The 24,948-nt window shown below is 72.8% G+C and carries 27 protein-coding genes and 1 tRNA gene; 14 read left to right on the top strand and 14 right to left on the bottom strand.

The genetic code is table 11. From position 1 onward, the window contains the following. Positions 1–68: 68 nt before the first annotated feature. The gene (locus tag ACFVZH_RS24145) at positions 69–998 is read left to right on the top strand and encodes an NADP-dependent oxidoreductase (RefSeq protein ID WP_384900142.1); all 930 of its coding nucleotides are present in this window, start codon (positions 69–71) and stop codon (positions 996–998) included. 24 nt (positions 999–1,022) lie between these two features. Here ACFVZH_RS24145 and ACFVZH_RS24140 read toward each other — a convergent pair whose 3' ends face one another. The 5 genes from ACFVZH_RS24140 to ACFVZH_RS24120 all read right to left on the bottom strand — a co-directional run bounded on the left by ACFVZH_RS24140 (position 1,023) and on the right by ACFVZH_RS24120 (position 3,812). Beyond that, on the bottom strand, positions 1,023–1,340 hold the full coding sequence (locus ACFVZH_RS24140; RefSeq protein WP_384900140.1) for a DUF202 domain-containing protein: 318 nt from the start codon (positions 1,338–1,340) through the stop codon (positions 1,023–1,025). Beyond that, on the bottom strand, positions 1,337–1,732 hold the full coding sequence (locus tag ACFVZH_RS24135; RefSeq protein WP_384900138.1) for a YidH family protein: 396 nt from the start codon (positions 1,730–1,732) through the stop codon (positions 1,337–1,339). The genes ACFVZH_RS24140 and ACFVZH_RS24135 overlap by 4 nt, the downstream gene beginning before the upstream one ends. Before the next feature lie 21 nt (positions 1,733–1,753). Beyond that, complete coding sequence (locus ACFVZH_RS24130) at positions 1,754–2,290, bottom strand: NUDIX hydrolase (protein ID WP_384900136.1); 537 nt, start codon at positions 2,288–2,290, stop codon at positions 1,754–1,756. Between the two features lie 95 nt (positions 2,291–2,385). After that, complete coding sequence (locus tag ACFVZH_RS24125) at positions 2,386–3,150, bottom strand: glucose 1-dehydrogenase (protein WP_384900134.1); 765 nt, start codon at positions 3,148–3,150, stop codon at positions 2,386–2,388. Continuing rightward, positions 3,147–3,812, bottom strand: a complete 666-nt coding sequence (locus tag ACFVZH_RS24120; protein WP_384900132.1) for a TetR/AcrR family transcriptional regulator — start codon at positions 3,810–3,812, stop codon at positions 3,147–3,149. Before ACFVZH_RS24120 ends, ACFVZH_RS24125 begins: the two co-directional genes overlap by 4 nt. Positions 3,813–3,904: 92 nt before the next feature. Here ACFVZH_RS24120 and ACFVZH_RS24115 point away from each other — a divergent pair, with 92 nt between their 5' ends. Then, positions 3,905–5,560 (top strand): FAD-binding dehydrogenase, encoded by a 1,656-nt coding sequence (locus ACFVZH_RS24115; protein WP_384900130.1) that lies wholly within the window; start codon positions 3,905–3,907, stop codon positions 5,558–5,560. 106 nt (positions 5,561–5,666) lie between these two features. On the opposite strand, the gene ACFVZH_RS24110 is transcribed toward ACFVZH_RS24115, so the two are convergent. The 3 genes from ACFVZH_RS24110 to ACFVZH_RS24100 are packed head-to-tail and all read right to left on the bottom strand — an operon-like array spanning position 5,667 to position 8,118. Next, positions 5,667–6,092, bottom strand: coding sequence for an ASCH domain-containing protein (locus ACFVZH_RS24110; protein WP_384900128.1), 426 nt, complete (start codon positions 6,090–6,092; stop codon positions 5,667–5,669). A gap of 51 nt (positions 6,093–6,143) precedes the next feature. Next, positions 6,144–7,541, bottom strand: coding sequence for a gluconate:H+ symporter (locus tag ACFVZH_RS24105; protein WP_384900127.1), 1,398 nt, complete (start codon positions 7,539–7,541; stop codon positions 6,144–6,146). Positions 7,542–7,596: 55 nt separating this feature from the next. Beyond that, positions 7,597–8,118 carry a gluconokinase gene (locus tag ACFVZH_RS24100; RefSeq protein WP_384900125.1) on the bottom strand — a complete coding sequence of 174 codons (522 nt, stop codon included), beginning with the start codon at positions 8,116–8,118 and terminating at the stop codon, positions 7,597–7,599. A gap of 146 nt (positions 8,119–8,264) precedes the next feature. On the opposite strand from ACFVZH_RS24100, the gene ACFVZH_RS24095 reads away from it, so the two are divergent. The 3 genes from ACFVZH_RS24095 to ACFVZH_RS24085 all read left to right on the top strand — a co-directional run bounded on the left by ACFVZH_RS24095 (position 8,265) and on the right by ACFVZH_RS24085 (position 10,914). Beyond that, positions 8,265–8,966, top strand: coding sequence for a FadR/GntR family transcriptional regulator (locus ACFVZH_RS24095; RefSeq protein WP_125749411.1), 702 nt, complete (start codon positions 8,265–8,267; stop codon positions 8,964–8,966). 233 nt (positions 8,967–9,199) lie between these two features. Further along, positions 9,200–10,285, top strand: a complete 1,086-nt coding sequence (locus tag ACFVZH_RS24090) for an S-(hydroxymethyl)mycothiol dehydrogenase (protein ID WP_384900123.1) — start codon at positions 9,200–9,202, stop codon at positions 10,283–10,285. Beyond that, positions 10,285–10,914, top strand: coding sequence for an MBL fold metallo-hydrolase (locus ACFVZH_RS24085; RefSeq protein ID WP_384900121.1), 630 nt, complete (start codon positions 10,285–10,287; stop codon positions 10,912–10,914). The genes ACFVZH_RS24090 and ACFVZH_RS24085 overlap by 1 nt, the downstream gene beginning before the upstream one ends. Here the strand turns inward: ACFVZH_RS24085 and ACFVZH_RS24080 are convergent. Beyond that, the gene (locus ACFVZH_RS24080; RefSeq protein ID WP_384900119.1) at positions 10,898–11,824 is read right to left on the bottom strand and encodes an RluA family pseudouridine synthase; all 927 of its coding nucleotides are present in this window, start codon (positions 11,822–11,824) and stop codon (positions 10,898–10,900) included. The two genes, ACFVZH_RS24085 and ACFVZH_RS24080, sit on opposite strands and share 17 nt — an antisense overlap. Positions 11,825–11,877: 53 nt before the next feature. Beyond that, positions 11,878–11,965, bottom strand: a tRNA-Leu gene (locus ACFVZH_RS24075). Positions 11,966–12,172: 207 nt separating this feature from the next. Between ACFVZH_RS24075 and ACFVZH_RS24070 the strand changes: the two genes are divergently transcribed. From ACFVZH_RS24070 to ACFVZH_RS24060, 3 genes are all read left to right on the top strand, one after another. Then, a complete protein-coding gene (locus ACFVZH_RS24070; RefSeq protein ID WP_384900117.1) occupies positions 12,173–13,498 on the top strand; it encodes a M20/M25/M40 family metallo-hydrolase in 1,326 nt (441 codons plus the stop codon). Between the two features lie 152 nt (positions 13,499–13,650). Beyond that, complete coding sequence (gene chpH, locus ACFVZH_RS24065) at positions 13,651–13,884, top strand: chaplin ChpH (RefSeq protein WP_030218232.1); 234 nt, start codon at positions 13,651–13,653, stop codon at positions 13,882–13,884. 140 nt (positions 13,885–14,024) lie between these two features. Further along, the gene (locus ACFVZH_RS24060; RefSeq protein WP_384900114.1) at positions 14,025–14,855 is read left to right on the top strand and encodes a chaplin; all 831 of its coding nucleotides are present in this window, start codon (positions 14,025–14,027) and stop codon (positions 14,853–14,855) included. A gap of 73 nt (positions 14,856–14,928) precedes the next feature. Here the strand turns inward: ACFVZH_RS24060 and ACFVZH_RS24055 are convergent, their stop codons facing one another. Further along, positions 14,929–15,117 (bottom strand): DUF5703 family protein, encoded by a 189-nt coding sequence (locus tag ACFVZH_RS24055; RefSeq protein ID WP_015032473.1) that lies wholly within the window; start codon positions 15,115–15,117, stop codon positions 14,929–14,931. A 47-nt stretch (positions 15,118–15,164) separates the two neighbouring features. Here ACFVZH_RS24055 and ACFVZH_RS24050 point away from each other — a divergent pair, with 47 nt between their 5' ends. Then, positions 15,165–15,881, top strand: a complete 717-nt coding sequence (locus ACFVZH_RS24050; protein WP_384900111.1) for a hypothetical protein — start codon at positions 15,165–15,167, stop codon at positions 15,879–15,881. 227 nt (positions 15,882–16,108) lie between these two features. On the opposite strand, the gene ACFVZH_RS24045 is transcribed toward ACFVZH_RS24050, so the two are convergent. Together ACFVZH_RS24045 and ACFVZH_RS24040 are read right to left on the bottom strand one after the other, a co-directional pair. Next, positions 16,109–18,376: a helix-hairpin-helix domain-containing protein gene (locus ACFVZH_RS24045; protein WP_384900109.1), complete on the bottom strand. Its 2,268-nt coding sequence runs from the start codon at positions 18,374–18,376 to the stop codon at positions 16,109–16,111. After that, the gene (locus tag ACFVZH_RS24040) at positions 18,373–19,350 is read right to left on the bottom strand and encodes an aldo/keto reductase (protein WP_384900107.1); all 978 of its coding nucleotides are present in this window, start codon (positions 19,348–19,350) and stop codon (positions 18,373–18,375) included. The genes ACFVZH_RS24045 and ACFVZH_RS24040 overlap by 4 nt, the downstream gene beginning before the upstream one ends. Before the next feature lie 129 nt (positions 19,351–19,479). Here ACFVZH_RS24040 and ACFVZH_RS24035 point away from each other — a divergent pair, with 129 nt between their 5' ends. Further along, positions 19,480–20,529: an LLM class F420-dependent oxidoreductase gene (locus ACFVZH_RS24035; RefSeq protein ID WP_384900106.1), complete on the top strand. Its 1,050-nt coding sequence runs from the start codon at positions 19,480–19,482 to the stop codon at positions 20,527–20,529. 222 nt (positions 20,530–20,751) lie between these two features. Then, a complete protein-coding gene (locus ACFVZH_RS24030; RefSeq protein WP_384900104.1) occupies positions 20,752–21,537 on the top strand; it encodes a ferritin-like domain-containing protein in 786 nt (261 codons plus the stop codon). Positions 21,538–21,549: 12 nt separating this feature from the next. Here the strand turns inward: ACFVZH_RS24030 and corA are convergent, their stop codons facing one another. Continuing rightward, positions 21,550–22,542 carry a magnesium/cobalt transporter CorA gene (gene corA, locus ACFVZH_RS24025; RefSeq protein ID WP_384900102.1) on the bottom strand — a complete coding sequence of 331 codons (993 nt, stop codon included), beginning with the start codon at positions 22,540–22,542 and terminating at the stop codon, positions 21,550–21,552. Between the two features lie 152 nt (positions 22,543–22,694). On the opposite strand from corA, the gene ACFVZH_RS24020 reads away from it, so the two are divergent. The 3 genes from ACFVZH_RS24020 (at position 22,695) to ACFVZH_RS24010 (ending at position 24,845) form a co-directional block, all read left to right on the top strand. Beyond that, positions 22,695–23,384 carry a histidine phosphatase family protein gene (locus ACFVZH_RS24020; protein WP_384900100.1) on the top strand — a complete coding sequence of 230 codons (690 nt, stop codon included), beginning with the start codon at positions 22,695–22,697 and terminating at the stop codon, positions 23,382–23,384. Positions 23,385–23,451: 67 nt separating this feature from the next. Beyond that, positions 23,452–24,042 carry a DUF3090 domain-containing protein gene (locus ACFVZH_RS24015; protein ID WP_384900098.1) on the top strand — a complete coding sequence of 197 codons (591 nt, stop codon included), beginning with the start codon at positions 23,452–23,454 and terminating at the stop codon, positions 24,040–24,042. Then, on the top strand, positions 24,039–24,845 hold the full coding sequence (locus ACFVZH_RS24010; protein WP_384900097.1) for an SCO1664 family protein: 807 nt from the start codon (positions 24,039–24,041) through the stop codon (positions 24,843–24,845). The genes ACFVZH_RS24015 and ACFVZH_RS24010 overlap by 4 nt, the downstream gene beginning before the upstream one ends. Positions 24,846–24,948 lie beyond the last annotated feature (103 nt).

The following is a 24,948-nucleotide window of genomic DNA, read 5'->3' as shown; positions in this document are numbered from 1 at the left end:
GCGTCCGCAACGGCCGCGGGCCCCGCCCCGACTTGCGGGTCCCCGGGGCCGCGCGGAGGGTCGGGGGTATGAAGGCGATCAGCTACAGCCGGTACGGCGGTCCCGAGGTCCTGGAGTACGGCGAGCGGCCCGACCCCAAGATCGGGCCGGACGCCGTCCTGGTCAAGGTCCGGGCGGCCGCGGTCAACCCCGTCGACTGGAAGTGTCAGGCCGGATACCTCGACGGCATGATGGACGCGGTCTTCCCGGTGATCCCCGGCTGGGACGTCTCCGGCGTCGTCGTCCGGCCCGGCGTCTCGGTCACCGAGTTCGCCGAGGGCGACGAGGTGATGGGCTACGTACGCGAGGACTTCCTCTCCCGGGGCACCTTCGCCGAGTACGTCGCCGCCCCCGTCCGCACCCTCGCCCGCAAGCCCCGCAGCGTCGGCTTCGAGGAGGCCGCCGCCCTGCCCCTCGTCGGCCTCACCGCCTACCAGGCGCTCCACCAGGCGCTGCTGGCCGGCCCCGGCGACACCGTCTTGGTGCACGCGGCGGCCGGCGGCGTCGGCTCGATGGCGGTGCAGATTGCCCGGCACCTCGGCTGCCGGGTCATCGGCGCGGCGCGCGAGGCGGGCCTCGAACAGGTCGCGGCGCTCGGCGCCGAGCCCGTCCGCTACGACGAGTCCACCTTCGCCGACCAGGTCCGCGCCCTCGCCCCGCTGGGCCTGGACGCCGTCCTCGACACCCTCGGCGGCCCGTACCTCAGGCTCTCCGCCGGGCTGCTCGCCCCCGGCGGCCGCCTCGCCTCGATCGCCGACGGCGAGGTCCTCGCCCTCGGCGGCCGCTACTTCTGGGTCCGGCCCGACCCCACCGACCTCGCGGTCCTCGCCGACCTCGTCGACGAGGGCGTCCTCACCGTCCGGGTGGCCAGGACCTTCCCCCTGGAGCGCGCGGCGGACGCCCAGCGCGCCAACGCCGAGGGCGGCCTGAACGGCAAGGTCGTGGTGACCGTCCCGTAAGGGGGCCGGCCGCTCGGGCCGGTCTCACCAGATCAGCGCGGCCCCGAAGACGGCCAGCGCGATCGTGCACGCCGCGGCGAGCAGCGCGCTGCGGTGGGAGAGGGGAAGGGGCCGTGCCGCGCCCAGGGACCGGATCCGGCGGTGCGAGACGGCCAGGAACGCGACCCACACCAGCGCCGAGAGCGCGAGTCCGGTCAGCTCCTTCGACCCGATCTCGCTGCTGACGGTCAGCTTCACGGCGAGCACCGCGACGACCGTGCACGACAGGGTCGTACGCCGCCACGCGAGCCGGGTCCGCTCCGGCTGGAGCCCGGGGTCCCGCGCGTCGGCGGCCGCGCTCACCGTCCGGCCCAGCCGAAGACGACGAGCACCACCATCGTGAGCGCCACCCCGGCCACGGCCAGGCTCAGCACCGCGGGGAAACGGGACCCGGGCAGATCCTCGCCACGCCGCATCGCCCGCTCGCAGCGCACCCAGTGGTTCACCGCGCGCAGGGCGCACAGCACGCCGGCCGCGAGCAGCGCGAGCGCGAGCCCGACGCGCACTCCCCAGCGCAGGTCCGGCAGGAACTGGTCGACGGCGAACCCGCCGCCGACGAGAGCGAGCGCCGTCCGGATCCAGGCCAGAAAGGTCCGCTCGTTGGCGAGGGAGAAACGGTAGTCGGGGGTATCGCCCTCGGCCCGGACCCGCTGCGGCGCGAACCAGAGCCGCAGGGTCTGCACGAAATCGCTCACACGTGCACCCTAACGGCCGGGTCACGGCCCTGCCCGGCGCCCTGTCCGGGCCTCGTGCGCCCGCAGCCGTTCGTACGCGGCGAGCCCGTCCGGCACCCACTCCCAGGTGCCGAGCCGGGCGCCCAGCTCGTCGTCCGTGAGGAAGCCGTGCCAGGCGACCTCCTCCACCTGCGGGTCCACCGGCAGCTCGCAGCGGACCTCGTAGACCGCCGACCACCACTTTCCGGCCACGCCTCCGGAGTCGTACAGGAAGGTGAAGAGCGGCTCGGGGCGGGGCAGCCCGGAGACGCCCAGCTCCTCCTCGGCCTCGCGCAGCGCGGCCTCGTCATAGGACTCGCCCGCGCCGACGACACCGCCGACGAACATGTCGTGGAGGGAGGGGAAGACCAGCTTCTCCGCCGTCCGCCGGTGGACGAAGATCCGGCCCTCGGCATCCCTGACCCGGATGAAGACGCAGCGATGGATCAGGCCCCGCGCGTACACCTCACCGCGCGGGGCCTGTCCGATCACCCGGTCGTGCTCGTCGACGACGTCGAGAATCTCTTCGGAGGCGCTCATCCCGCCATCCAAGCACCGCCGACGGCCTCACGGCCCCGCCGGCCTCACGGTCCCGCCGGGCTCACGGGCCCGACGGCCTCACGGCCCCGCCGGGCTCACTGCCCCATGACGTACTTGACCGTCGGGCCGGTGGTCCAGCCGCCGTCGACCGCCAGCTCGGCGCCGGTCACGTACGAGGCGGAGTCCGAGAGCAGGAAGACGACGGCGCCGGCGATCTCGTCGGCCTCGCCGACCCGGCCCATCGGCGTGTTCGGGTACTTGCCCTCGCCGCGCTCGATGCCGACGGAGGCGGTCATCGGGGTGTACGTCATGCCCGGGTGGACCGAGTTGACGCGGATCTTCGACGTACCGAGCTCCACCGCCCCGATCTTCGTCAGACCGCGCACGCCCCACTTGGAGGCGCCGTAGCCGGCGGTCAGCGCCAGGCCCATCAGGCCCGCGGCGGAGGAGATGTTGACGATCGAGCCGCCGCCGGCCTCCTTCATCGCCGGGATCGCGGCCTTCATGCCGATGAAGACACCGGTCAGGTTGATGTCGAGGACCTTGCGGAAGTGCTCGACGGACTCGGTCTCCAGGAAGGCGCCGGTGGAGATGCCCGCGTTGTTCACCAGACCGTGCAGCCCGCCGAACTCCGCCACCGCGTACGCGACGGCCGCCGCCCACTCCTCCTCGGAGGTCACGTCGTGGTGGAAGAAGCGGGCCCGCTCGCCGAGCGCGTCGGCGGTCGCCTTGCCGTCCTCGTCCAGGACGTCGGTGACGACGACGTTCGCGCCGGCGGCCACCGCCTGCCGGGCGGCCTCGGCGCCCAGGCCGCGGGCGCCGCCGGTGATGAGCACGGTCCTGCCGGTGAGGTCGTTCATGAAGGGTCCTTTCGGGGGTGCGCCTGCTCCGGCTGTGCGGCACGCAGCAGGGCGGTGGTGGTCTCCACCAGATCGGCGAGGAAGAGCGCCTCGCCGGTGAGGGGTTCGGTGCCGTCGAGGTACTGCCGGGCCCGGTCCGCCATGGCGGCGCCCACCACGGTGAGCGCCAGGTCGAGGCGCTCCAGGAGCAGCGGCTCCGGCAGTCCGGTGTCGGCCAGGCGGTCCGCGACGCGCTCGATCAGGCGCCAGTAGGCGGTGCCGGCGAGCGTGGGGTGGGGGGTGCGGGTGCGCACCCCGCTCTCGTGGCTGAGCTGGGCCGAGATCCGCAGGCAGCGGCGGCCCCGGTCGGTGCGCAGTTCGCTCGCCTCGGCGGTGACGAGGGCGGCGACCAGCCCTTTCAGGTCGTCGCCCTCGGCCGCGGCGCCGACGGCCTCGAAGAGGGGCGCGAGCACCGCTTCCGTACGGGCCTGCCGGCCGGCCATCACGGCGTCGAGCAGTCCGGCGCGCGAGCCGAAGTGGTACTGCACCGCGGAGGGGTTCGCCTGTCCGGCCAGCGCCACGACGTCCCGCAGCTGCGCGCCGTGGACGCCCTGGGCGGCGAAGAGCTCCTCCGCCGCGAGGATCAGTTTCTCCCGGGTCTCGGGTCCCGATGTCCGTGCCATGCATCCATATTAATGCTCGACATTAGAAAACGGGAGGGCCCGGCGAGCCGAAACGGTTGACTGGATACATCCGTGTATCCAAGATGCGGTCCATGTCCTACGACGCTGATGTGATCGTGATCGGGGCCGGCCTCGCCGGTCTCGTCGCCACCGCCGAGCTGGTCGACGCCGGCCGCACCGTGATCCTCCTCGACCAGGAGCCCGAGCAGTCCCTCGGCGGCCAGGCCCACTGGTCCTTCGGCGGGCTCTTCCTCGTCGACTCGCCCGAGCAGCGCAGGATGCGTGTCAAGGACAGCCGTGAACTGGCCCTCCAGGACTGGTACGGCACCGCCGGCTTCGACCGGACCGAGGACCACTGGCCGAGGAAATGGGCCGAGGCGTACGTCGACTTCGCCGCCGGCGAGAAGCGTTCCTGGCTCCACGCGCGCGGGGTGCGCTTCTTCCCCGTCGTCGGCTGGGCCGAGCGCGGCGGCTACGACGCCACCGGCCACGGCAACTCCGTACCCCGCTTCCACATCACCTGGGGCACCGGCCCCGGGCTCGTCGCCCCCTTCGAGCAGCGGGTCCGCGAGGGCGTCGCCCGCGGCCTGGTCCGGTTCCGCTTCCGCCACCGGGTCACCGCCCTCGGCCGCACGGCGGGAACCGTCGACACCGTCACCGGCGAGGTCCTGGAACCCTCCACCGCCGAACGCGGCACCGCCAGCTCCCGCGAGGCCACCGGCACCTTCGAACTGCGCGCCCAGGCCGTGATCGTCACCTCCGGCGGCATCGGCGGCAACCACGACCTCGTCCGCGCCCAGTGGCCCGAGCGCCTCGGCACCCCGCCCGCCCGCATGCTCTCCGGCGTCCCCGCCCACGTCGACGGCCTGATGCTCGGCGTCGCCGAGAAGGCCGGCGCCCACCACATCAACCGCGACCGGATGTGGCACTACACCGAGGGCATCGAGAACTGGAACCCCATCTGGGCCCGGCACGGCATCCGCATCCTCCCCGGCCCCTCCAGCCTCTGGCTCGACGCGACCGGCAAGCGGCTCCCCGTCCCGCTGTTCCCCGGCTTCGACACGCTCGGGACCCTCGAACACATCATGCGGACCGGCCACGACCACACCTGGTTCGTCCTCGACAAGCGGATCATCGGCAAGGAGTTCGCCCTCTCCGGCTCCGAGCAGAACCCCGACCTCACCGGCAAGTCGATCCGCGACGTCATCGGACGCGCCCGCGCCGACGTCCCCGGGCCCGTTCAGGCGTTCATGGACAAGGGCGTCGACTTCGTCGTCGAGAACGACCTCTCCGCCCTGGTCCGCGGCATGAACGCGCTCACCGACGAGCCGCTGATCGACGAGGCCGCCCTCCGCCGCGAGATCACCGCCCGGGACCGCGAGATCGCGAACCCCTTCACCAAGGACCTCCAGGTCACGGCCATCCGCGGCGCCCGCAGGTACCTCGGCGACAAACTCATCCGCACCGCCGCCCCGCACCGCATCCTCGACCCCAAGGCCGGCCCGCTCATCGCCGTCCGCCTCAACATCCTCACCCGCAAGTCCCTCGGCGGCCTGGAGACCGACCTCGACTCCCGCGTCCTCACGGAGGGCGGCGAGCCGCTGGAGGGCCTGTACGCCGCGGGCGAGGCGGCCGGCTTCGGCGGCGGCGGCGTCCACGGCTACCGCTCCCTCGAAGGCACCTTCCTCGGCGGCTGCATCTTCTCCGGCCGCGCGGCGGGCCGGGCGGCGGCGAAGGCGGTCGGCTGACACGGGGGCGGTCGGCTGCCACGGCGGTGCTCGGCTGACAGGGCGGCGGTCGGCCGACGCGACGGCGGTCGGCCGATACGGCGGTGGTCGGCCGACCCGACGGCGCTCAGTGAAGCCGCTCCACCACCCGGAACCGCTCCGCCACCACCATCGTCCCGTCGTCCACGGTGAAGTCCGGGTCCCCGAGCCCCTCGCGCATGTCCGCGCTGTGCCAGAAGCGTTCGTGGGCCGCCCGCCACGCGGGAACCGACAGGTACCCCTCGCCCTCGTCCAGCGCGAGCCGCAGGTCGACCTCGCCGAGGGGCAGGACGCGGACCTCCGTCACCTCCACGACGGCGACCTCGCGCCCGTCCGAGTCGATCAGGGCCGAGCGCTCGCCCACCTCGGGCAGGTCCTCGTCCTCGACCTGCCACTCGACGAGGAGTCCGGTCGTGGCGGTCTTCTCGCCGCGGAGGACCGCCGCGACGAGCCGGTCCCGCAGGGGTCCCGGATAGGCGAGGAGCAGGGGCTTGAGCGCGTGAGGGCCGGTCATGGCCGACAGTCTGTCAGCCACGACCGGCCCCGGTGCCGGACGGCGCGGGTGCTACAGCACCAGCGAGAGCAGCAGCACGAACACGATGCCGACGACCGAGATGATCGTCTCCATCACCGACCAGGTCTTGATCGTCTGGCCGACGTCCATCCCGAAGTACTCCTTCACCAGCCAGAACCCGGCGTCGTTGACGTGGCTGAAGAAGAGCGAACCGGCACCGATCGCGAGGACGAGAAGCGACACCTCACCGGTCGACATGCCCTCGGCGAGCGGGGCCACCAGGCCGGCCGCGGAGATCGTCGCCACGGTCGCCGAGCCGGTCGCGAGCCGGATCGCGACCGCGATCAGCCAGGCCAGCAGCAGGGCCGGGATCGACCAGTTCTTCGAGAGGTCGAGGATCATCTGGCCGACGCCGATGTCGATCAGGGTCTGCTTGAAGCCGCCGCCCGCGCCGACGATCAGCAGGACGCCCGCGATCGGGGCGAACGACTTCTCGACGGTGGAGGACAGCCGCTCCTTGGTGAAGCCAGCCGCGCGGCCCAGCGTGAACATGCCGACTATGACGGCCGTGAGCAGCGCGATCAGCGGCGAGCCGATGACGTCGGTGACCTTCTGCACGCCGTTCTCGGGGTCGTCGACCACGATGTCGACGAGCGCCTTGACCAGCATCAGGACGACGGGCAGCAGGACGGTCGCGACGGTGGCGCCGAAGCCGGGGCGCTTCTCCAGGTCCTCGGAGGGCCGGGTCGGGGTCATCTTCTCCGGGGCCTGGATGTCCACCCAGCGGGCGGCGTACCGGGAGAACACCGGACCGGCGATGATCACGGTGGGGAGGGCGACGACCAGGCCCAGCGCGAGGGTCACGCCCAGGTTGGCGCCGACCGCGTCGATCGCGACGAGCGGGCCGGGGTGCGGCGGGATGAGGCCGTGCATCACGGACAGGCCGGCCAGGGCCGGGATGCCGATCCGCATCAGCGAGTAGTTGCCGCGCTTGGCGACCATGAGCACCACCGGGATCAGCAGCACGATGCCGACCTCGAAGAAGAGCGGCAGGCCGATCACCGAGGCGATCAGGACCATCGCCCACGGCATGGCCCGCTTGCCGGTCCTCGCCAGGATGGTGTCCACGATCTGGTCGGCGCCGCCGGAGTCGGCGAGCAGCTTGCCGAGGATCGCGCCGAGCGCGATGAGCACGCCCACACCGGCCACGGTGTTGCCGAGGCCGGCGCTGAACGACTTGATGGTGGCCGCGAGCGGGGCACCCGCGAACGCGCCGAGCGCCAGCGACCCGATGGTCAGCGCCAGGAACGCGTGCAGCTTGAACTTGGTGATGAGCAGGACGATGACGGCGATGCCGGCGAGCACGGCGATCCCGAGCTGGGCGTTGCCTGCCGAGGTGATCGGTTCGGCGGCGTCCGCTGCCAGGATCTCGACGCTGAGACTGGGCACGGTGAAGTCCTTCGTACGGGCAGGAGAGCGGGGGAGCGGGAGACGGGGACGGGGGTCAGCGGGCGGCGAGGCCGCGCAGGGCGGCGACGGCCCGGGCGGCGATCTCTTCGGGGGTGCCGGAGACGTCGACGGCGACGCCGGCCTCGTCCTCCTGCAGCGGCTGCAGGGTGGCGAACTGGGAGTCGAGGAGCGCCGTCGGCATGAAGTGGCCCCGGCGGGCCCCCATGCGCCGCTCGATCAGCTCCCGGTCGCCGGTCAGATGGAGGAAGACCACGCCGGGGGCCGCGGCGCGCAGCCGGTCCCGGTAGCTGCGCTTCAGCGCCGAGCTGCTCACCACGCCGCCGAGCCCGGCCCGGTCGTGCGCCCACTTCCCGATGGCGTCGAGCCAGGGCTCCCGGTCGGTGTCGTCCAGGGGTGTGCCGGCCGACATCTTGGCCACGTTCGCCGCGGGGTGGAAGTCGTCGCCCTCCGCGTAGGGGAGGGCCATCGCCTCCGCGACCAGCGGGCCGATCGTGGTCTTGCCGGTCCCGGCGACGCCCATCACGACGACGACCTGGGGGTGGGGGGTGGTGCGCATGGTGGTGCCTCGCTGTCTTCTTCGACATCGATCCGTCGCGCTCATGAAACCCATTGCGTACGACGTATTCAAGAGCCTGTGACATAAAAGTAGTACTTTTAATTCCCGAGGTGATCACCCGCGCCGGCCCGCATAGGCTTGCGACCATGACGACACCGGCCCAGGGGCTCCACTCCCACGTCCTCGCCACCCTGGGTCTCGCGATCACCGCGGGGGAGTACCCGCCCGGCACCGTGCTGCGCACCGACGAACTCGCCCAGCGCTTCGACGTCTCCCGGACCGTGGTCCGCGAGGTCGTCCGGGTCCTGGAGTCCATGCACCTCGTCGAGTCGCGCCGCCGCGTCGGCGTGACCGTGCTCCCGACCGCCAGCTGGAACGTGTACGACCCCCAGGTGATCCGCTGGCGCCTGGCCGGCGCCGACCGGCCCCGCCAGCTCCGCTCGCTCACTGTGCTCCGCTCGGCCGTCGAACCCGTCGCCGCCGGCCTGGCCGCCCTCCACGCCACCCCCGAGCAGTGCCGCGAGCTCACCGAACAGGCCCTCGGCATGGTGGCCACCTCGCGCGGCCGGCGCCTGGAGGAGTACCTCGTCCACGACATCGCCTTCCACCGCGTCGTGCTCAACGCCTCCGGCAACGAGATGTTCGCCCGCCTCGGCGACGTCGTCGCCGAGGTCCTCACCGGCCGCACCCACCATCACGTCATGTTCGAGGACCCCGACCCGGCGGCCGTCACCCTGCACGTCCAGGTCGCCGAGGCCGTCCGCGAGCGCGACGCGGCCCGCGCCGAGGAGCTCACCCGCCAGATCGCGGTGGGCGCCCTCCAGGAACTGGACGTACTGGCTCCGTAAGCTCCTGCGCTCCATGTCGCTCGCCGGCCGGCGAGGCGTTCGAACCGGTCCTCGACTTCGCCTCGATCGGCAGCCGCCGGGTCCGTACGACCGCCGCGACCCACCGGGACCGACCGCCCCCACGGGCACGACGGGACCCCCGCGGGCACGGCCTGCGGGGGTCTCGCCTTTTGTCAGGAGATAGTGGTACGCAAGAGCCTTACAAGATCCGTTCGGAGAAAAGGAAGTTCGCGATGCCGCAGCACGTCCAGGGGGTCATCGCCCCCGGCAGGAACGAACCGGTACGGGTCGAGACGATCGTCATCCCCGACCCCGGCCCCGGCGAGGCCGTCGTGAAGATCCAGGCGTGCGGCGTCTGCCACACGGATCTCCACTACAAGCAGGGCGCCATCAACGACGAGTTCCCCTTCCTCCTCGGCCACGAGGCCGCCGGAATCGTCGAGTCGGTCGGCGAGGGCGTCACCGACGTCACCCCCGGCGACTTCGTCATCCTCAACTGGCGTGCCGTGTGCGGCACCTGCCGCGCCTGTCTGCGCGGCCGCCCCTGGTACTGCTTCGCCACCCACAACGCCAAGCAGAAGATGACCCTGCTCGACGGCACGGAGCTCTCCCCGGCCCTGGGCATCGGCGCCTTCGCCGAGAAGACCCTCGTCGCCGCCGGCCAGTGCACCAAGGTCGACCCGGCCGTCGCCCCCGAGGTCGCGGGCCTCCTCGGCTGCGGTGTCATGGCCGGCATCGGCGCCGCCATCAACACCGGGAACGTCGGCCGCGGCGACACCGTCGCCGTCATCGGCTGCGGCGGCGTCGGCGACGCGGCGATCGTCGGCTCCCGCCTCGCCGGAGCCGCGAAGATCATCGCCGTCGACATCGACGACCGGAAGCTGGAGACGGCCACGGCGATGGGCGCCACCCACACCGTCAACTCCCGCTCCACCGACGCCGTCGAGGCGATCCGCGAGCTCACCGGCGGCTTCGGCGCCGACGTCGTCATCGAGGCCGTCGGCCGCCCCGAGACGTACCAGCAGGCGTTCTACGCCCGCGACCTCGCCGGCACCGTCGTCCTCGTCGGCGTCCCCAACCCCGAGATGAAGCTCGAACTGCCCCTCATCGACGTGTTCGGCCGCGGCGGCGCCCTCAAGTCCTCCTGGTACGGCGACTGTCTGCCCTCCCGCGACTTCCCGATGCTGATCGACCTGCACCAGCAGGGCCGCATCGACCTCGCCGCCTTCGTCACCGAGACCATCGGCCTCGGCGACGTCGAGAAGGCGTTCGCCCGCATGCACCAGGGCGACGTCCTCCGCTCGGTGGTGGTGCTGTGATGGCCGCCCGCATCGACCACCTCGTCACCTCCGGCACCTTCAGCCTCGACGGCGGCACCTGGGACGTCGACAACAACGTCTGGATCGTCGGCGACGACTCCGAGGCCGTCGTCATCGACGCCGCCCACGACGCCGACGCCATCCTCGCCGCCCTCGACGGCCGCGCGCTGCGGGCGATCATCTGCACCCACGCCCACAACGACCACGTCGACGCGGCCCCGGCGCTCGCGGCCGCCACCGGCGCCCGCATCCTGCTCCACCCCGCCGACCAGCCGCTCTGGAAGCAGACCCACCCCGACCACAGCCCCGACGGAGACCTCGCCGACGGCCAGGTCCTCACCATCGCCGGGATCGACCTGACCGTCCTCCACACCCCGGGTCACGCCCCCGGTGCGGTCTGCCTGTACGCCCCCGACCTGGGCACGGTCTTCACGGGCGACACCCTCTTCCAGGGCGGCCCCGGCGCCACCGGCCGGTCCTTCTCCGACTTCCCGACGATCGTCGACTCGATCCGGGAGAAGCTCCTCACCCTGCCTCCGGAGACGGTCGTCCGCACCGGCCACGGCGACCCGACGACGATCGGCGACGAGGCCCCCCACCTCCAGGAGTGGATCAACCGAGGCCACTGAGAGCCAGCCGGCTCTCGAACCGCATCTCCTCGCCCGTGAACGGGTCGGTGAACTCCAGCTTCCGCGCCAGCAGTTGCAGCGGCCGCCCGAAGTCCTCCGGCCCGTCCTCACGCACCACCGGGTACACCGGATCGTGCAGGATCGGCAGCCCCAGCGCGTTCATGTGCACCCGCAGCTGATGCGTCCGCCCGGTGACGGGCTCCAGCCGGTACCGCCCCAGCCCGCCCCGGTGCTCCACCAGCTCGATCCGGCTCTCGGCGTTCGGCTCGCCCGGCACCTCACGGGCGGCCATCACCCCGCGCTCCTTCTCGATCCGGCTGCGCACCGTCACCGGCAGCTCCACCCCCGGGTCGTACGGCGCCACCGCCTCGTACTCCTTCCGCACGAGCCGGTCCCGGAACAGCGTCTGGTACGCCCCCCGGTCCTCCTCCCGCACCACGAACAGCACGAGCCCCGCCGTCAGCCGGTCCAGCCGATGCGCCGGCTGCAACCGCGCCGGCCCCGCATCCCTCCGCAGCCGCGCGAGCGCCGTCTCCGTCACATGCCGCCCCCGCGGCATCGTCGCCAGGAAGTGCGGCTTGTCCACCACCATGATCCGCTCGTCCCGGTGGACCACCCCGATCTCGAACGGCACCGGCACCTCGGCGGGAAAATCCCGGTGGAACCACACGTACCGCCCCGCCGTGTAGGGCTCGTCCCCGCCGACCGGCCCGTCCGTCCCCACGAACCGCCCCCCGGCCACCATCTCCTCGACCCGCCCGGCCCCGATCGCACCCCCGTACCGGTCCACCAGGTATGCCCGCACCGTCCCCCAGACCCCGTCGGGATCCTCCGGCAACCGCACCCGCACAGGGTCGATCCCGTCCCGCTGAGGGAGGGGCGAAGTGGGGGCCTTGCTTCTGCGTCGCACCGGGTCCTACCGCCGTAAACAAGAAAGACCCCACATGACGTGGGGTCTTTCGCTGGTGTCCGAGGGGGGACTTGAACCCCCACGCCCGATAAAGGGCACTAGCACCTCAAGCTAGCGCGTCTGCCATTCCGCCACCCGGACTAGGTGTTTTGTCTTCCTGGCCGCTCGGCCCTTCCGACGAACAGAACAATAGCAAAGATTCGAGGGGGTCGATCACCACCCCTGCTCGGCCGCTGTCATGTGACAGCCGCATGTCGGGCGACGGGTGGTCTTGGGGGTGAGGGGGACACGCGGGAGGATGGGGTGATCACAAGGAAACACGTGGGGCACGTAGTGGGAGGAAGCAGCGTGAGCGAGTCGAACACGGCCCAGGGCATCAGGGGCGAGGACGAGGTCGTGGACCTCTGTCGCGATCTCATCCGCATCGACACCAGCAACTACGGCGACCACTCCGGCCCGGGAGAGCGGGCGGCGGCCGAGTACGTCGCCGAGAAGCTCGCGGAGGTCGGACTCGAGCCGAAGATCATCGAGTCGCACAAGGGGCGGGCCTCCACCGTCGCCCGCATCGAGGGCGAGGACCCGTCGCGGCCCGCCCTGCTGATCCACGGCCACACCGACGTCGTCCCGGCCAACGCCGAGGACTGGACCCACCACCCCTTCTCCGGCGAGGTCGCCGACGGCTGCGTGTGGGGCCGCGGGGCCGTCGACATGAAGGACATGGACGCGATGACCCTCGCGGTCGTACGGGACCGGCTGCGCAGCGGCCGCAAGCCCCCGCGCGACATCGTCCTCGCCTTCCTCGCCGACGAGGAGGCCGGCGGCACCTACGGCGCCCGGCACCTCGTCGACAAGCACCGGGACCTCTTCGACGGGGTCACCGAGGCGATCGGCGAGGTCGGCGGCTTCTCCTTCACCGTGAACGAGAACCTGCGCCTCTACCTCGTCGAGACGGCCCAGAAGGGCATGCACTGGATGCGGCTCACCGTCGAGGGCACCGCGGGCCACGGCTCGATGACCAACGACGACAACGCGATCACGGAGCTGTGCGAGGCCGTGGGGCGCCTCGGCCGCCACCAGTGGCCCGTGCGGGTCACCAAGACCGTGCGGTCGTTCCTGGACGAGCTCTCGGACGCGCTCGGCACCCCGCTCGACCCCGAGGACATGGACGGCACCCTCGCCAAGCTCGGCGGCATCGCCAAGATGGTCGGCGCCACCCTGCGGAACTCGGCCGCCCCGACCATGCTCGGCGCCGGCTACAAGGTGAACGTGATCCCCGGCCAGGCCACCGCGCACGTCGACGGCCGTTTCCTGCCCGGGTACGAGCAGGAGTTCCTGGCCGACCTCGACCGGATCCTCGGGCCGCGGGTGAAGCGCGAGGACGTGCACGGCGACAAGGCCCTGGAGACCAGCTTCGACGGGGCCCTGGTGGACGCCATGCAGCTGGCGCTGCGGGCGGAGGACCCGATCGCCCGCGCCGTGCCGTACATGCTCTCCGGCGGCACCGACGCCAAGTCCTTCGACGACCTCGGCATCCGCTGCTTCGGCTTCGCCCCGCTCCAGCTGCCGCCGGAGCTCGACTTCGCCGGCATGTTCCACGGCGTGGACGAGCGGGTGCCGGTCGACGGCCTGAAGTTCGGCGTGCGCGTCCTGGACCGTTTCATCGACGCCTGCTGAGACACGCGGGCAGGAAGCCCCCGAATTCGTCCGCCCGTTTGCATGTGACCGGAACGAGTGAATGAACTCGGTGACTCGTAGCCCCCACCATTCCCCCTCGTTACAGGTGATGCGGTCCGCGGCTGGGGCCGCATTGCCAACTAGGAGGAATAATGATCAAGAAGGTCGTCGCTGCTGCGGCTGCCACTGGCGGTCTCGTTCTCGCGGGTGCGGGCATGGCCGTCGCCGACGCGGGTGCCCAGGGTGCCGCCATCGGTTCCCCCGGTGTCCTCTCGGGCAACGTCGTCCAGGTGCCGGTTCACGTTCCCGTGAACCTGTGCGGCAACACGGTCTCCGTGATCGGCCTGCTGAACCCCGCCTTCGGCAACACCTGCGTCAACGCCTGACGTTGCGCCTCGCCCCGTGAGGGTGTGAGCCGGTCCGGCCTCGGAGTGCGTGCCATGCACTCCGGGGCCGGTGGCCATTTCCGCCCCGGGTGTTTCCACCCGGTGGCACTCTTTCGAAGCCGAGCAGGCAGGGAACAGCTATGCGACAGGTCACGCGCAAGGGCCTTATCACCGTCGCGGCCGCCGGAGGCGTTTTCGCCGCCGTCGGCGGCGGATATGCGCACGCCGATTCCGGCGCGAACGGTACGGCCACGAATTCCCCGGGCGTCGCGTCCGGAAACACCGTCCAGGTCCCGGTCCACGTACCGGTGAACGCCTGCGGAAACACCGTCAACGTCGTCGGACTCATGAATCCGGCGATGGGCAACAAGTGTGCCAACACCTCCCCTCGGGGCGGCGGCTCCTCCGTCGGCGGCCACGCCGGAGGCTCTCCCGGCGTGGCCTCCGGCAACCACGTCCAGGTCCCCATCGACATCCCCGTCAACGCGTGCGGCAACAGCTTCACGGGCGTCGGCCTGGGCAACGCCGTCGCGGACAACGACTGCGGGAACGGCGGATACGGCGACGACGGCGGCTACGGGGACGACGGCGGGGACACGGGGTACGGCGAGGAGGGGCCGGGTACGCCCGGCACCCCGGGTACCCCTGGCACGCCCGGCACTCCGGGTACGCCCGGAACCCCCGGCACTCCGGGTACTCCGGGGACTCCCGGCACCCCTGGTACGCCTGGCACCCCGGGTACGCCCGGCACCCCCGGCACTCCCGGAACTCCGGGTACGCCCGGCACTCCCGGTACGCCCGGCGACGAGGGCGGGCCGAACACGCCCGGTACGCACGTCGTCACTCCGCCGAAGCCCGTCGAGGAGCTGGCCGAGACGGGTTCGGGTCCCCTCGGTGTGATCGTTCCCGCCGGGGCCGGGCTGCTGCTCGCCGGCTCGCTGATCTACCGGCGCAGCCGCGGCGCCGCCTGACCGCGTCGCGCCGGACGCACCACGCACAGGGGCCCCGCAGACCGCGGGGCCCCTTCTCGTTGTCCTGTGACCGCTACCAGGTCGCCCGGACCTGGCGGATGATCCGCCGCTTGAGCCGTACTCTGCGGCTCCCGTCGCGGTGCAGGCTCAGGCGGTCCAACTCCCAGTGTCCGTACTCGGCGTGGTCGGTCAGCAGGCGCGTCGCCTCCTTGCGGGAGACACCGCGCGGCACGTACACATCGACAAATTCGTATTCCGGCATCGCATCTATTGTGCGGGCATGGGCCCGGTACGGATAGCGTCTGTCCCATGTCTGATGCTGCGCAGCCCACCGCTGCCGAGGTACGTGCCGCCGCCGAGGCGGTCAAGACCGCACTGGACCGTCACCTCGCGGCGGTCGAACTCCGCACGGGAGACGACGACACGGCCGTCTACGAGGCGTTCAACGCCCTCGCCGCGGCGGCCGAGGTGTACGACGAACTCCTCTACGACCGCTACGACGAGGTCACGCCCTTCGAGATCCCCGGAGCGGACGGCGCGCTGCCGCCGTACGCCGGACCTGACGAACCTCATGCCCTCAGCCTCCTGATCCGGCGCGACTATGCCGTGGCGGAACCGCAGCGCCTGCTCGCCCAGGCCCGGCGTCTCGCCGAGCTGGACGGCGACGGGGACACCCCCGGCGCGGCCGGCAGGGCCGCCGTGTCGCCGCTTGCCGCGATCGGGGTGCTCTTCGGCGAGTACGAGCCGGACGAGATCGCCTCCCGGCACAAGGAGTTCGGCCTGGAGGAGGGCGACTCCACCCTGTGGGTCACCGCCGCCGACGAGCTCCCGGAACCGGGGGAGTGGCTCAACGCCCCCTTCGAGCACGCCGACCCCGAACGGATCGTCTGCCGCTTCGACGTCAGCTCCGTCTTCGACGAGGACGAGGACGAGGACGTGGAGGACGCCGGGGCCGGGGGAGACGCCGGGCCCGACGGGCGCAGGGCCGTCGCCGGCGCGGGCGAGCACGCGGGCGCCGGTTCCTGAGGAACACGGAAAGCCCCCAAGGGACCGTCCGGGACCCCTGGGGACTACCCGGGACCCCTGGGGACCCCGGGACTACCCGGGCCCCTGGGCCCCCCGGGCCCCTGGGCCCCCCGGGACTACCCGGGCTCCCCGGGACCAACCCAGACCACCAGGAACGCCGGAGGGCCGGGGACGTCGCTCAGCGCGATGTCCCCGGCCCTCCGGCCGTCCCGGTCCCGGGTTTTCGTCTACTCCTCGGGAGTGGCGAGCAGTCCCTCCAGAAGCGGACGCAGCCGTGTGGTGCGCTCCGGAGCGACCTCCTCGGCCACCGCGCGGGCCAGGGCCTGGTCCACTCCGTGCACCACCGAGAGGTGGCGCTCGGCGCGGCCGAAGGCCGTGTAGACCCAGGGCCGGCTCAGACCGCCGGCGGCGTCGCCGGGCAGCACCACGACCACGGCGGGCCAGCGCGCCCCGGCCGCCTGGTGCGCGGTGAGCGCCCAGCCGTGCCGCAGCGCCGACTCCACCCGCTCCTTCGGTACGAGCAGGTCCTCGTCCCCGCAGCGCAGCCGCAGCCCCTCGGCGTCGGCCGAGAGGACCGTCCCCGTGACCGTCCGGCCCGGCGCCGGTGCGTACGCCACCCGGTCGCCGGGGTCGTAGCCGCCGAAGCGGCCGGGACCGGGGTTGAGCCGCTGCTTGAGGGCGGCGTTCAGCGCGCGCGTGCCCGCGGAGCCGCCGTGGCCGACCGTGACCACCTGGGTCTGGTCGGACGGCACGCCGATCGCCCGGGGCACCGAGTCCGCCACCAGCTGGACCGTACGGTGCACGGCCTCGCCGGCGTCCCGCACGGGGACGATCACGACCTCCTTGTCGGGGGCCGCCACCTGGTTCAGCTCGCCGATCCCGATGCCCGACACCAGCTCGCCCAGCGGCCCCGGGTCGGGGAGGCGCGAGGCGATCCGGGGGCACACCCCGGCCGCGAGCGCGTCGGCGAAGACCCGTCCGGCGCCGGGCGCGCCCAGCACCTCCGGGTCGCCGCTCAGCACCAGACGGCAGCCGTCCGGCAGCGACTCCACGAGGACGGCGGCCGTCTCCACGTCCAGCTGCGGCGCGTCGAGCACCACCAGCAGGTCCAGGGCGAGGGCGCCGTCCTCGTCGCGCCCGGGACCGGACGTCCCGGAGAGCAGCCCGGCGACCGTCACCACGGCCGCTCCGGCGGCGCCCGGCCCGCGCCGGGCCGCGTCGCTGTGGACGGCGACCAGGGCCCGCAGACCCCGCTCGCGGGCCGCCGCGGCGAGTGCCAGCGGCTCGGCGCGCGACGCCTCGCCGCCCGTGTGCAGGACGAGTCCGTGCGCACCGGCGGCCCGATCGAGCTCGGGGCCCTCCCAGGTCCGGGCCGTCGCGGTCCTGACCAGACGGGCCAGACCGTCCGCGAGGCTCTCCTCCGCCATCGCGTACCGGTCGAGCCCGAGCAGCACGGGCGAGGCCGGCCCCTCGGCGGCGGGCGGGGCCGGCGCTTCCGCCGACTCCTCCTCGTCCTCGCCGGGTTCCTCTTCCGGGGTCTCCTCCTCCTGGAAGACGAGGACCGCGCCCTCGGAGACGGCCGTCTCGACGGCCTGGTCGGGGTCCGGCACCGCGTGCCCGGCGAGCCCGGCGCGCACGGCCTGGATCTCCAGCGCCGTGTGTCCCTGGAGCGCGGCCCGCTCCAGGAGCCACACGGTGAGCGCGACGGTCCGGCGCGGGTCGTCCGGGCCGCACGCGGCGCCGAGCAGCGCCCGCGCGAAACCGTCGGCCTGCTCCGGCCGCACGCCGGGCACCGCGAGCAGCTGCCACGGGTCCTCGCCCAGGGCCGCGGCCGCGCCCTCGCCGAGCACGGCGGCCACCTGTCCGGCCAGCGCCTCGGGCGCGCCGCCCTTGGCGAGCACCTCCCGCACGGCCGCCGTGGTGGCGGGCGCCGGTGCCGAGGGCCGCTCCGGGGCGGCCGGCCGCACGGTCATGGCCGGGGCCGCCTCGGGGGAGGGGCGCCGCGGGGCGGGCTCGGCCGCCTCGAAGAACGTGCCGCCCGAGGCCGCGCCCCCCTCCACGGCCCGTACCGCCGCGAGGAGGTCCGCCGCGGTGCCGCTCAGCTTGGCACCGCTCGCCACAGTGCCTTCCTTCTCCGCCTTCCGCGCCTCGATCCTCGCCCGCAGCTCCCGCTGCGCGGCGAGCTCGGCCTGCGCGTCGCTCAACTCGGGCGCGTCGGCGGCCTTGGCCTCCTCGCTCTCGGCTCCGGCCTCGCCCTCGCCCTCGGCCGTGTCGGTCTCCTCGGCATCCACGTCGGCCGCGCCGGCGTCCCCGGCCTCACCGGCTTCGCCGTCGGCCGAGTCGGCCTCCTGGACGGCCGCATCGCCCGCGCCGGGCTCCCGTGCGTCGGTGGTGGCCTCGGGGGTCGCGTCCGGTACGGCCTCCTCGTGGAGGTCGGGGGTGGGCTCGGCGTCCTCGGGTGCCTCGGGCGCGGTCTCCCCGGAAGGCTCGGTCACAAGGTGCTCCAGTCGTGATCCGGATAGCGGTGCACGGGCGCCGACACATCGTCGAGCGCTCGGCAGATCTCGTCAGGAAGACTAAGGGTCTCCACCGACAACGCGGCCGTGAGCTGGCGTGCCGTGCGCGCGCCGACGATCGGCGCGGTCACGCCGGGCCGGTCGCGGACCCAGGCGAGGGCCACGTGCAGGGGGGTCGTCGCGAGGCCGTCGGCCGCGGTGGTGACCGCGTCCACGATCCGGCCCGCGGCGTCGTCGAGGTAGGGCTCGACGAAGGGCGCCATCGTCTCGGAGGCGCCGCGCGAGTCCGTGGGGGTCCCGGCGCGGTACTTGCCCGTCAGGACGCCGCGTCCCAGGGGCGACGAGGGGAGCAGACCTATGCCGAGGTCGAGGGCGGCGGGCAGCACCTCGCGTTCCACGCCGCGCTGGAGCAGCGAGTACTCCAGCTGGGCCCCGGCGAGCCGGGTGCGGTCACCGCCGAGCTGCCAGGTGCCGGCCTTGGCCAGCTGCCAGCCGCAGAAGTTGGCGACGCCCGCGTACCGGGCGCGCCCGGTACGTACGGCGATGTCGAGCGCCTGGAGGGACTCCTCAAGCGGCGTGTACGGGTCGTACGCGTGCAGCTGCCACAGGTCGACGTGGTCGGTGCCGAGGCGTGCGAGGGAGTCGTCGAGCGCGGCGAGCAGATGGCCGCGCGAGCCGTCGGTGCGCCGGTCGGGGTCGGGGACGCTGCCGGCCTTGGTGGACAGGACGAGGTCCTGCCGGGGCACCAGCCGGTCCATCAGCCGGCCGAGCAGGTACTCCGCCTCGCCCCCGCCGTACACGTCGGCGGTGTCGACGAGGGTGCCGCCCGCGTCCCAGAACGCCTTCAACTGCTCGGCGGCGTCGTGCTCGTCGGTGTCCCGGCCCCAGGTGAGGGTGCCGAGTCCGATGCGCGACACGCGCAGGCCGGTGCGTCCGAGATGCCTCTGCTCCATGGGCGCGAGATTACTGGCCAGGGCACCACGCGGAGAGAGCCTGTGGACAACCGTGCCCTGACGGATGCCCCGACCGCGCGCTAGAGTCCCGCCCACAGGGACGTTACCGATGGGTAAGGGGTGTGTGGAATGCGGCTCGGCATCAACCTCGGCTACTGGGGCGCCGGCATGGACGGCGACAACCTCGCGGTCGCCCAGGAGGCGGACCGGCTGGGCTACGACGTCTGCTGGGCCGCGGAGGCGTACGGCTCGGACGCCCCGACGGTCCTCGCCTGGGTCGCGGCGAAGACCGAACGGATCGACGTCGGCTCCGCGATCATGCAGATCCCGGCCCGGCAGCCCGCCATGACGGCGATGACCGCCGCCACCCTCGACTCGCTCACCGGCGGCCGGTTCCGCCTCGGTCTCGGCGTCTCCGGACCGCAGGTCTCCGAGGGCTGGTACGGCGTGCGGTTCGACAAGCCGCTGGCCCGGACCCGCGAGTACGTCGAGATCGTCCGCAAGGCCATGACGCGCGAGCGGCTCAGCTACGAGGGCGAGCACTGGACCCTGCCGCTCCCGGACGGCCCGGGCAAGCCCATCAAGCTCACCGTCCACCCGGAGCGCGAGCACATCCCGCTCTACATCGCCGCGATCGGCCCCAAGAACCTGGAGCAGACCGGCGAGATCGCCGACGGCGCCCTGCTGATCTTCCCCTCCGCCGACCACCTGGAGGAGACGGCGCTCCGTCACCTGCGGGCGGGCCGCGAGAAGGCCGGCCTGACCATGGACGGCTTCGACGTCTGCCCGACGCTGCCGCTGGCCCTCGGCGACGACGTCGGCGCCCTCGCCGACGTCTTCCGCCCGTACACCGCGCTGTACGTCGGCGGCATGGGCAGCCGCAAGCAGAACTTCTACAACCACCTCGCGCAGCGGATGGGCTACGAGAAGGAGGCCGCCGAGATCCAGGACAAGTACCTGGCCGGCGACAAGACGGGGGCCGCGGCCGCCGTCCCGCACTCCCTGATCGACCAGACCACGCTGCTCGGCTCCGTCGAGCGGATCGCGGAGCGGATGACGGCCTATGCCGAGGCCGGGGTCACGACCCTCACCCTCGCCCCGGCCGGCTTCACCCTCGACGAGAGGCTGGCGGCCCTGCGGGCGGGCGTGGAGGCGATGGAGCACGCCGGACTGGCGTAGTTCCGCCGAGAAGGGTTCTGCGGCCGTGGTGGGGGCTCGGGGGTCTTCCCCGCCACGGCCGTCATGCAGCACAACGCCGGCGGGGGGTCCCCGGTTACGCCCCCGGGTCTCACTCTTTCGGCCGAGCTGTCGACCCCTGCTGTTGCCCGCCGCGCGGGACCGGACTTGACTCGTTCTTCCCGGACGTACCGGAGTGCGGGCGTCCGCACGGAGGTGGCGGCGATGCTCACGGCCAAGGGCCTGTTCCAGGAAATCATCGACAACGACGAGTCGTTCCGGCTCTTCTGCTCCATCGCCGCGAGCGGCGAGGCGCAGGGCGGCTGGGAGAACGCCCGGATCGCGGCACTCGTCGCCCCCGGGATGCGGGATCTCACGCCCAAGATCACCCGGCACGGCGCCGACGAGGACAAGCACGGCCGGATCTTCAACGCGTTGATGAGGAAGCGCGGCCTCGAACCCGTCCCCGTACCGCCCGACACCGACTACACGATGCTGCTGGAAGAGCGCGGGATCGGCCTCGCGCACGACAAGCTCCGCCGTGACGAGCCGCTGACCGAGGAGGACGTCGTCGTCTACCTCGCGCACAGCAGGGTCACCGAGGAGCGCGCCGCCGAGCAGATGCAGCTCCTGGTGAAGTACTTCGGGGACCACCCGGAGCTCGGCAAGGCGATCCGGATGATCTGCAACGACGAGGACAACCACCTCGCCTACTGCCACGAGGAGCTGCTCCGGCTCGCCCGCGCGGGCCACGGCCGGCTCATCCAGCGGACCCTGCGCGAGTCGGCGCTCGCCGAGATCACGGTCTACCGGGACGTCAGCCTCGCCGTCATGCGGCACATGCGGCGGATCCTGGAGTGGCCCCGGCCCAAGGCGGCCGTCCTGGCCGCCGGCATCCACGGCGTGTACGCGTACGACCGGGCGGCCGGCTGGCACCGGATGGTGAGCCTGCGGATGCCGGAGCGGCTCGACGCGCTCGGCGGTCCCGCGGTCCCCGCCCCCGCCTTCTGAGGCCGCCCCGCCTCACATCCAGCCGCGGCGCTTGAAGGCCCGGTACAGCGTGATGACGATGCCCGTCATCACGATGATCACGGCCGGGTACGACCACTCCCAGCGCAGCTCCGGCATGTGCTCGAAGTTCATGCCGTAGATCCCGGCGACCATCGTGGGGACGGCGGCCATGGCGGCCCACGCCGAGATCTTCCGCATGTCGTCGTTCTGGCGCACCCCCATCTGTGCCAGATGGGCCGAGAGCACGTCGGACAGCAGCCGGTCGAGCCCTTCCACCTGCTCGTTGGAGCGCAGCAGGTGGTCGTTGACGTCGCGGAAGAAGGGCTGGGCCTCCTCGTTCACGAACGGCACGGTGCCGGCCGTCAGCCGGGCCATCGGGCCGGCCAGCGGCCCGCTGGCCCGGCGGAACTCCAGGACCTGCCGCTTCGCCGTGTAGATCCGCTCGGCGGTGTTCGCCGGATTGCCCCCGGTGGGCGCGAAGACGTCCGCCTCCAGCTCCTCCAAGTCGACCTGGAGCTCGGCCGTCACGTCGAGGTAGTGGTCGACGATCGCGTCGCTCACCGCGTACAGCACCGCCGTCGGCCCGTGCCGCAGGACCTTCGGGTCGGCCTCCAGGCGCTTGCGCACCGCCATCAGCGGCGCGCCCCCGCCGTGGCGGACCGTCACGACGAACGAGTCGCCCACGAAGATCATGAGTTCGCCGGAGGACACCCGGTCGCTCTCCGGCTCGTACACGATCGGCTTGAGGACCATGAACAGCGAGTCGTCGTAGACCTCCAGCTTGGGCCGCTGATGTGCCTTCAGCGCGTCCTCAACGGCCAGCGGGTGCAGCGCGAACTCCGAGGCGACATGGTCGAACTCCGCCGCCGTGGGCTCGTGCAGCCCCACCCACAGAAAGGCGTCCCCGGTCGCCCGGGCCTCCTCCAGGGCGTCGGAGAGGTCGGCGGGCCCGTCCGTGCGGCGCCCGTCGCGGTAGATGGCAGAGTCCACGATCACGCGGCGCATTCTCCCCCGAACGGCCCCGCCACGCACGCGCGTGCGGCCGCCGATGGCGGCCGGCCCGCAGCTCGGCCCGCCCCGCACGCGTGCGGGAAGTTCGGGGTGCCGGGCGTCGCCGGCCCGGCCCGACCGGCACGACAGGACCTAGGCTGGCCCGCATGGTCACGCTGATCCTCGTCCGGCACGGACGCTCCACCGCCAACACCTCCGGGGTCCTCGCCGGGCGCACGCCCGGGATCGCGCTCGACGAGCGCGGGGCCGCGCAGGCCGCGGCCCTCCCCGGCCGCCTCGCGGGCGTCCCGCTCGCCGCCGCCGTCTCCAGCCCCCTCCAGCGCTGCCAGGAGACCCTGCGGCCGCTCCTGGGCGCCCGCCCGGACCTCCCGTTCCACGTGGAGGACCGGATCAACGAGTGCGACTACGGGGACTGGTCCGGCCGCAAGCTGGCCGAGCTGAACGACGAGCCCCTGATGGACGTCGTCCAGGCGCACGCCTCCTCCGCTGCCTTCCCGGGCGGCGAGTCCATGCGCGCCATGCAGTTCCGCGCCGTCGAGGCGGTGCGCGACTGGAACGCCCGCGTGGAGGCCGAGCACGGCGAGGACGCCACGTACCTCATGTGCTCCCACGGGGACATCGTGAAGTCGATCGTCGCGGACGCCCTGGGGCTCCACCTCGACCTCTTCCAGCGCATCCACGTCGACCCGTGTTCGGTCACCGTCATCCGCTACACGCGCCTGCGTCCCTTCCTCGTCCGGCTCGGCGACACGGGGGACTTCGCGGCTCTCGCCCCCCGCGACCACCCCGACGCCGGCGGGACGGCGGAGGTCGGGGGTGGTGCGGGCGCACCGTGATCCCCGTGAGCAGTAGGGTGGACGCGCCGCTGTAGTACGACTGTCGAGACCCAAGGGAGTCGGGAACGTGTCCCGTCAGGTGTTCCTCTACGACCCGCCGGAGCGGTTCGTGGCCGGCACGGTCGGGCTGCCTGGCCGCCGTACGTTCTTCCTCCAGGCTTCGGCCTCCGGCCGGGTCACCAGCGTGGCCCTGGAGAAGACACAGGTCGCCGCACTCGCCGAGCGCATAGACGAACTCCTCGACGAGGTCGTGCGCCGCACCGGGGGCAACGCCCCGGTCCCCGCCGTCGCGCCCGCCGAGATCGCCGACACGGCCCCGCTCGACGCCCCCGTCGAGGAGGAGTTCCGGGTGGGCACCATGGCGCTCGCCTGGGACGGCGAGGAGCAGCGGATGATCGTCGAGGCGCAGGCCCTCGTGGAACTCGACGTGGACTCCGAGGAGGACCTCGCCGAGGCCGAGGAGCGGCTGCTCCAGGACGAGGAGAACGGCCCGCCGATGCTGCGGGTCCGCCTCAGCGGGGCCCAGGCCCGGGCCTTCGCCAAGCGGGCCCTGGACGTCGTCAACGCGGGCCGGCCGCCGTGCCCGCTGTGCAGCCTGCCGCTGGACCCCGAGGGGCACGTCTGCCCGCGCCAGAACGGATACCGTCGCGGAGCATGAGCAGCAGCCCCCCGATCCCGCCGGACGCCGAGCTGCTCGCCCGCGGTGAGCTGACCGTGCGCGGCCGGGTCCGCGAGGCGTCCAACGCCGTGCTGTACTGCTCGGTCGCGTACGAGGGCCGTGAGGCGGCCTGCGTCTACAAGCCCGTCGCGGGGGAGCAGCCGCTCTGGGACTTCCCCGACGGCACCCTCGCGCAGCGCGAGGTCGCCGCGTACGAGCTCTCCGAGGCCACCGGCTGGGGGCTGATCCCGCCGACGGTGCTCCGCGACGGGCCGTACGGGGAGGGCATGGTCCAGCTGTGGATCGAGGCGGACCCCGGGGCGCGGCTGCTGGCCCTCACCGAGGACGACGAGGCCGGCGAGGGCTGGAAGGCCGTCGGGCCGGCCCAGGTGGACGAGGACCGCACCGCGCTCCTGGTGCACGCGGACACCCCCGATCTGCGGCGGCTGGCCGTCCTGGACGCGGTCATCAACAACGGCGACCGCAAGGGCGGGCACCTGTTGCCGACCCCGGATGGTCGTCTGTACGGGATCGACCACGGGGTGACCTTCCACGTCGAGGACAAGCTGCGGACGCTGCTGTGGGGCTGGGCGGGCGAGGAGTTGCCCGCCGAGGCGGCCGGGGTGCTCGACGGCCTCGGCCGTTCCCTGGCCCCCGGAGCGGCGCTCGCCGCCCGTCTGGCGGAACTGCTGACCGCCGCCGAGGTGGCCGCGGTACGCGCCCGCGTGGAGGCCCTGTGCGCCACGGGGCGGCATCCGGAACCGTCGGGACAGTGGCCGGCGATCCCCTGGCCACCCGTCTGAGCCGGACCGAAAGGTTTCGGCCAAGGCATGGGCGGGGGTGGGCACCCCTGGGGGGTATGCACGCACGCCGCCGACCCGCAAGAGTGCCTAATTGGTCAAGATC

This window comes from Streptomyces sp. NPDC059534 (assembly GCF_042743475.1).
Classification (GTDB): Bacteria; Actinomycetota; Actinomycetes; order Streptomycetales; family Streptomycetaceae; genus Streptomyces.
The sequence above is the reverse complement of the archived record's forward strand: the minus strand, read 5'-3'. Positions and strand labels throughout refer to the sequence as shown.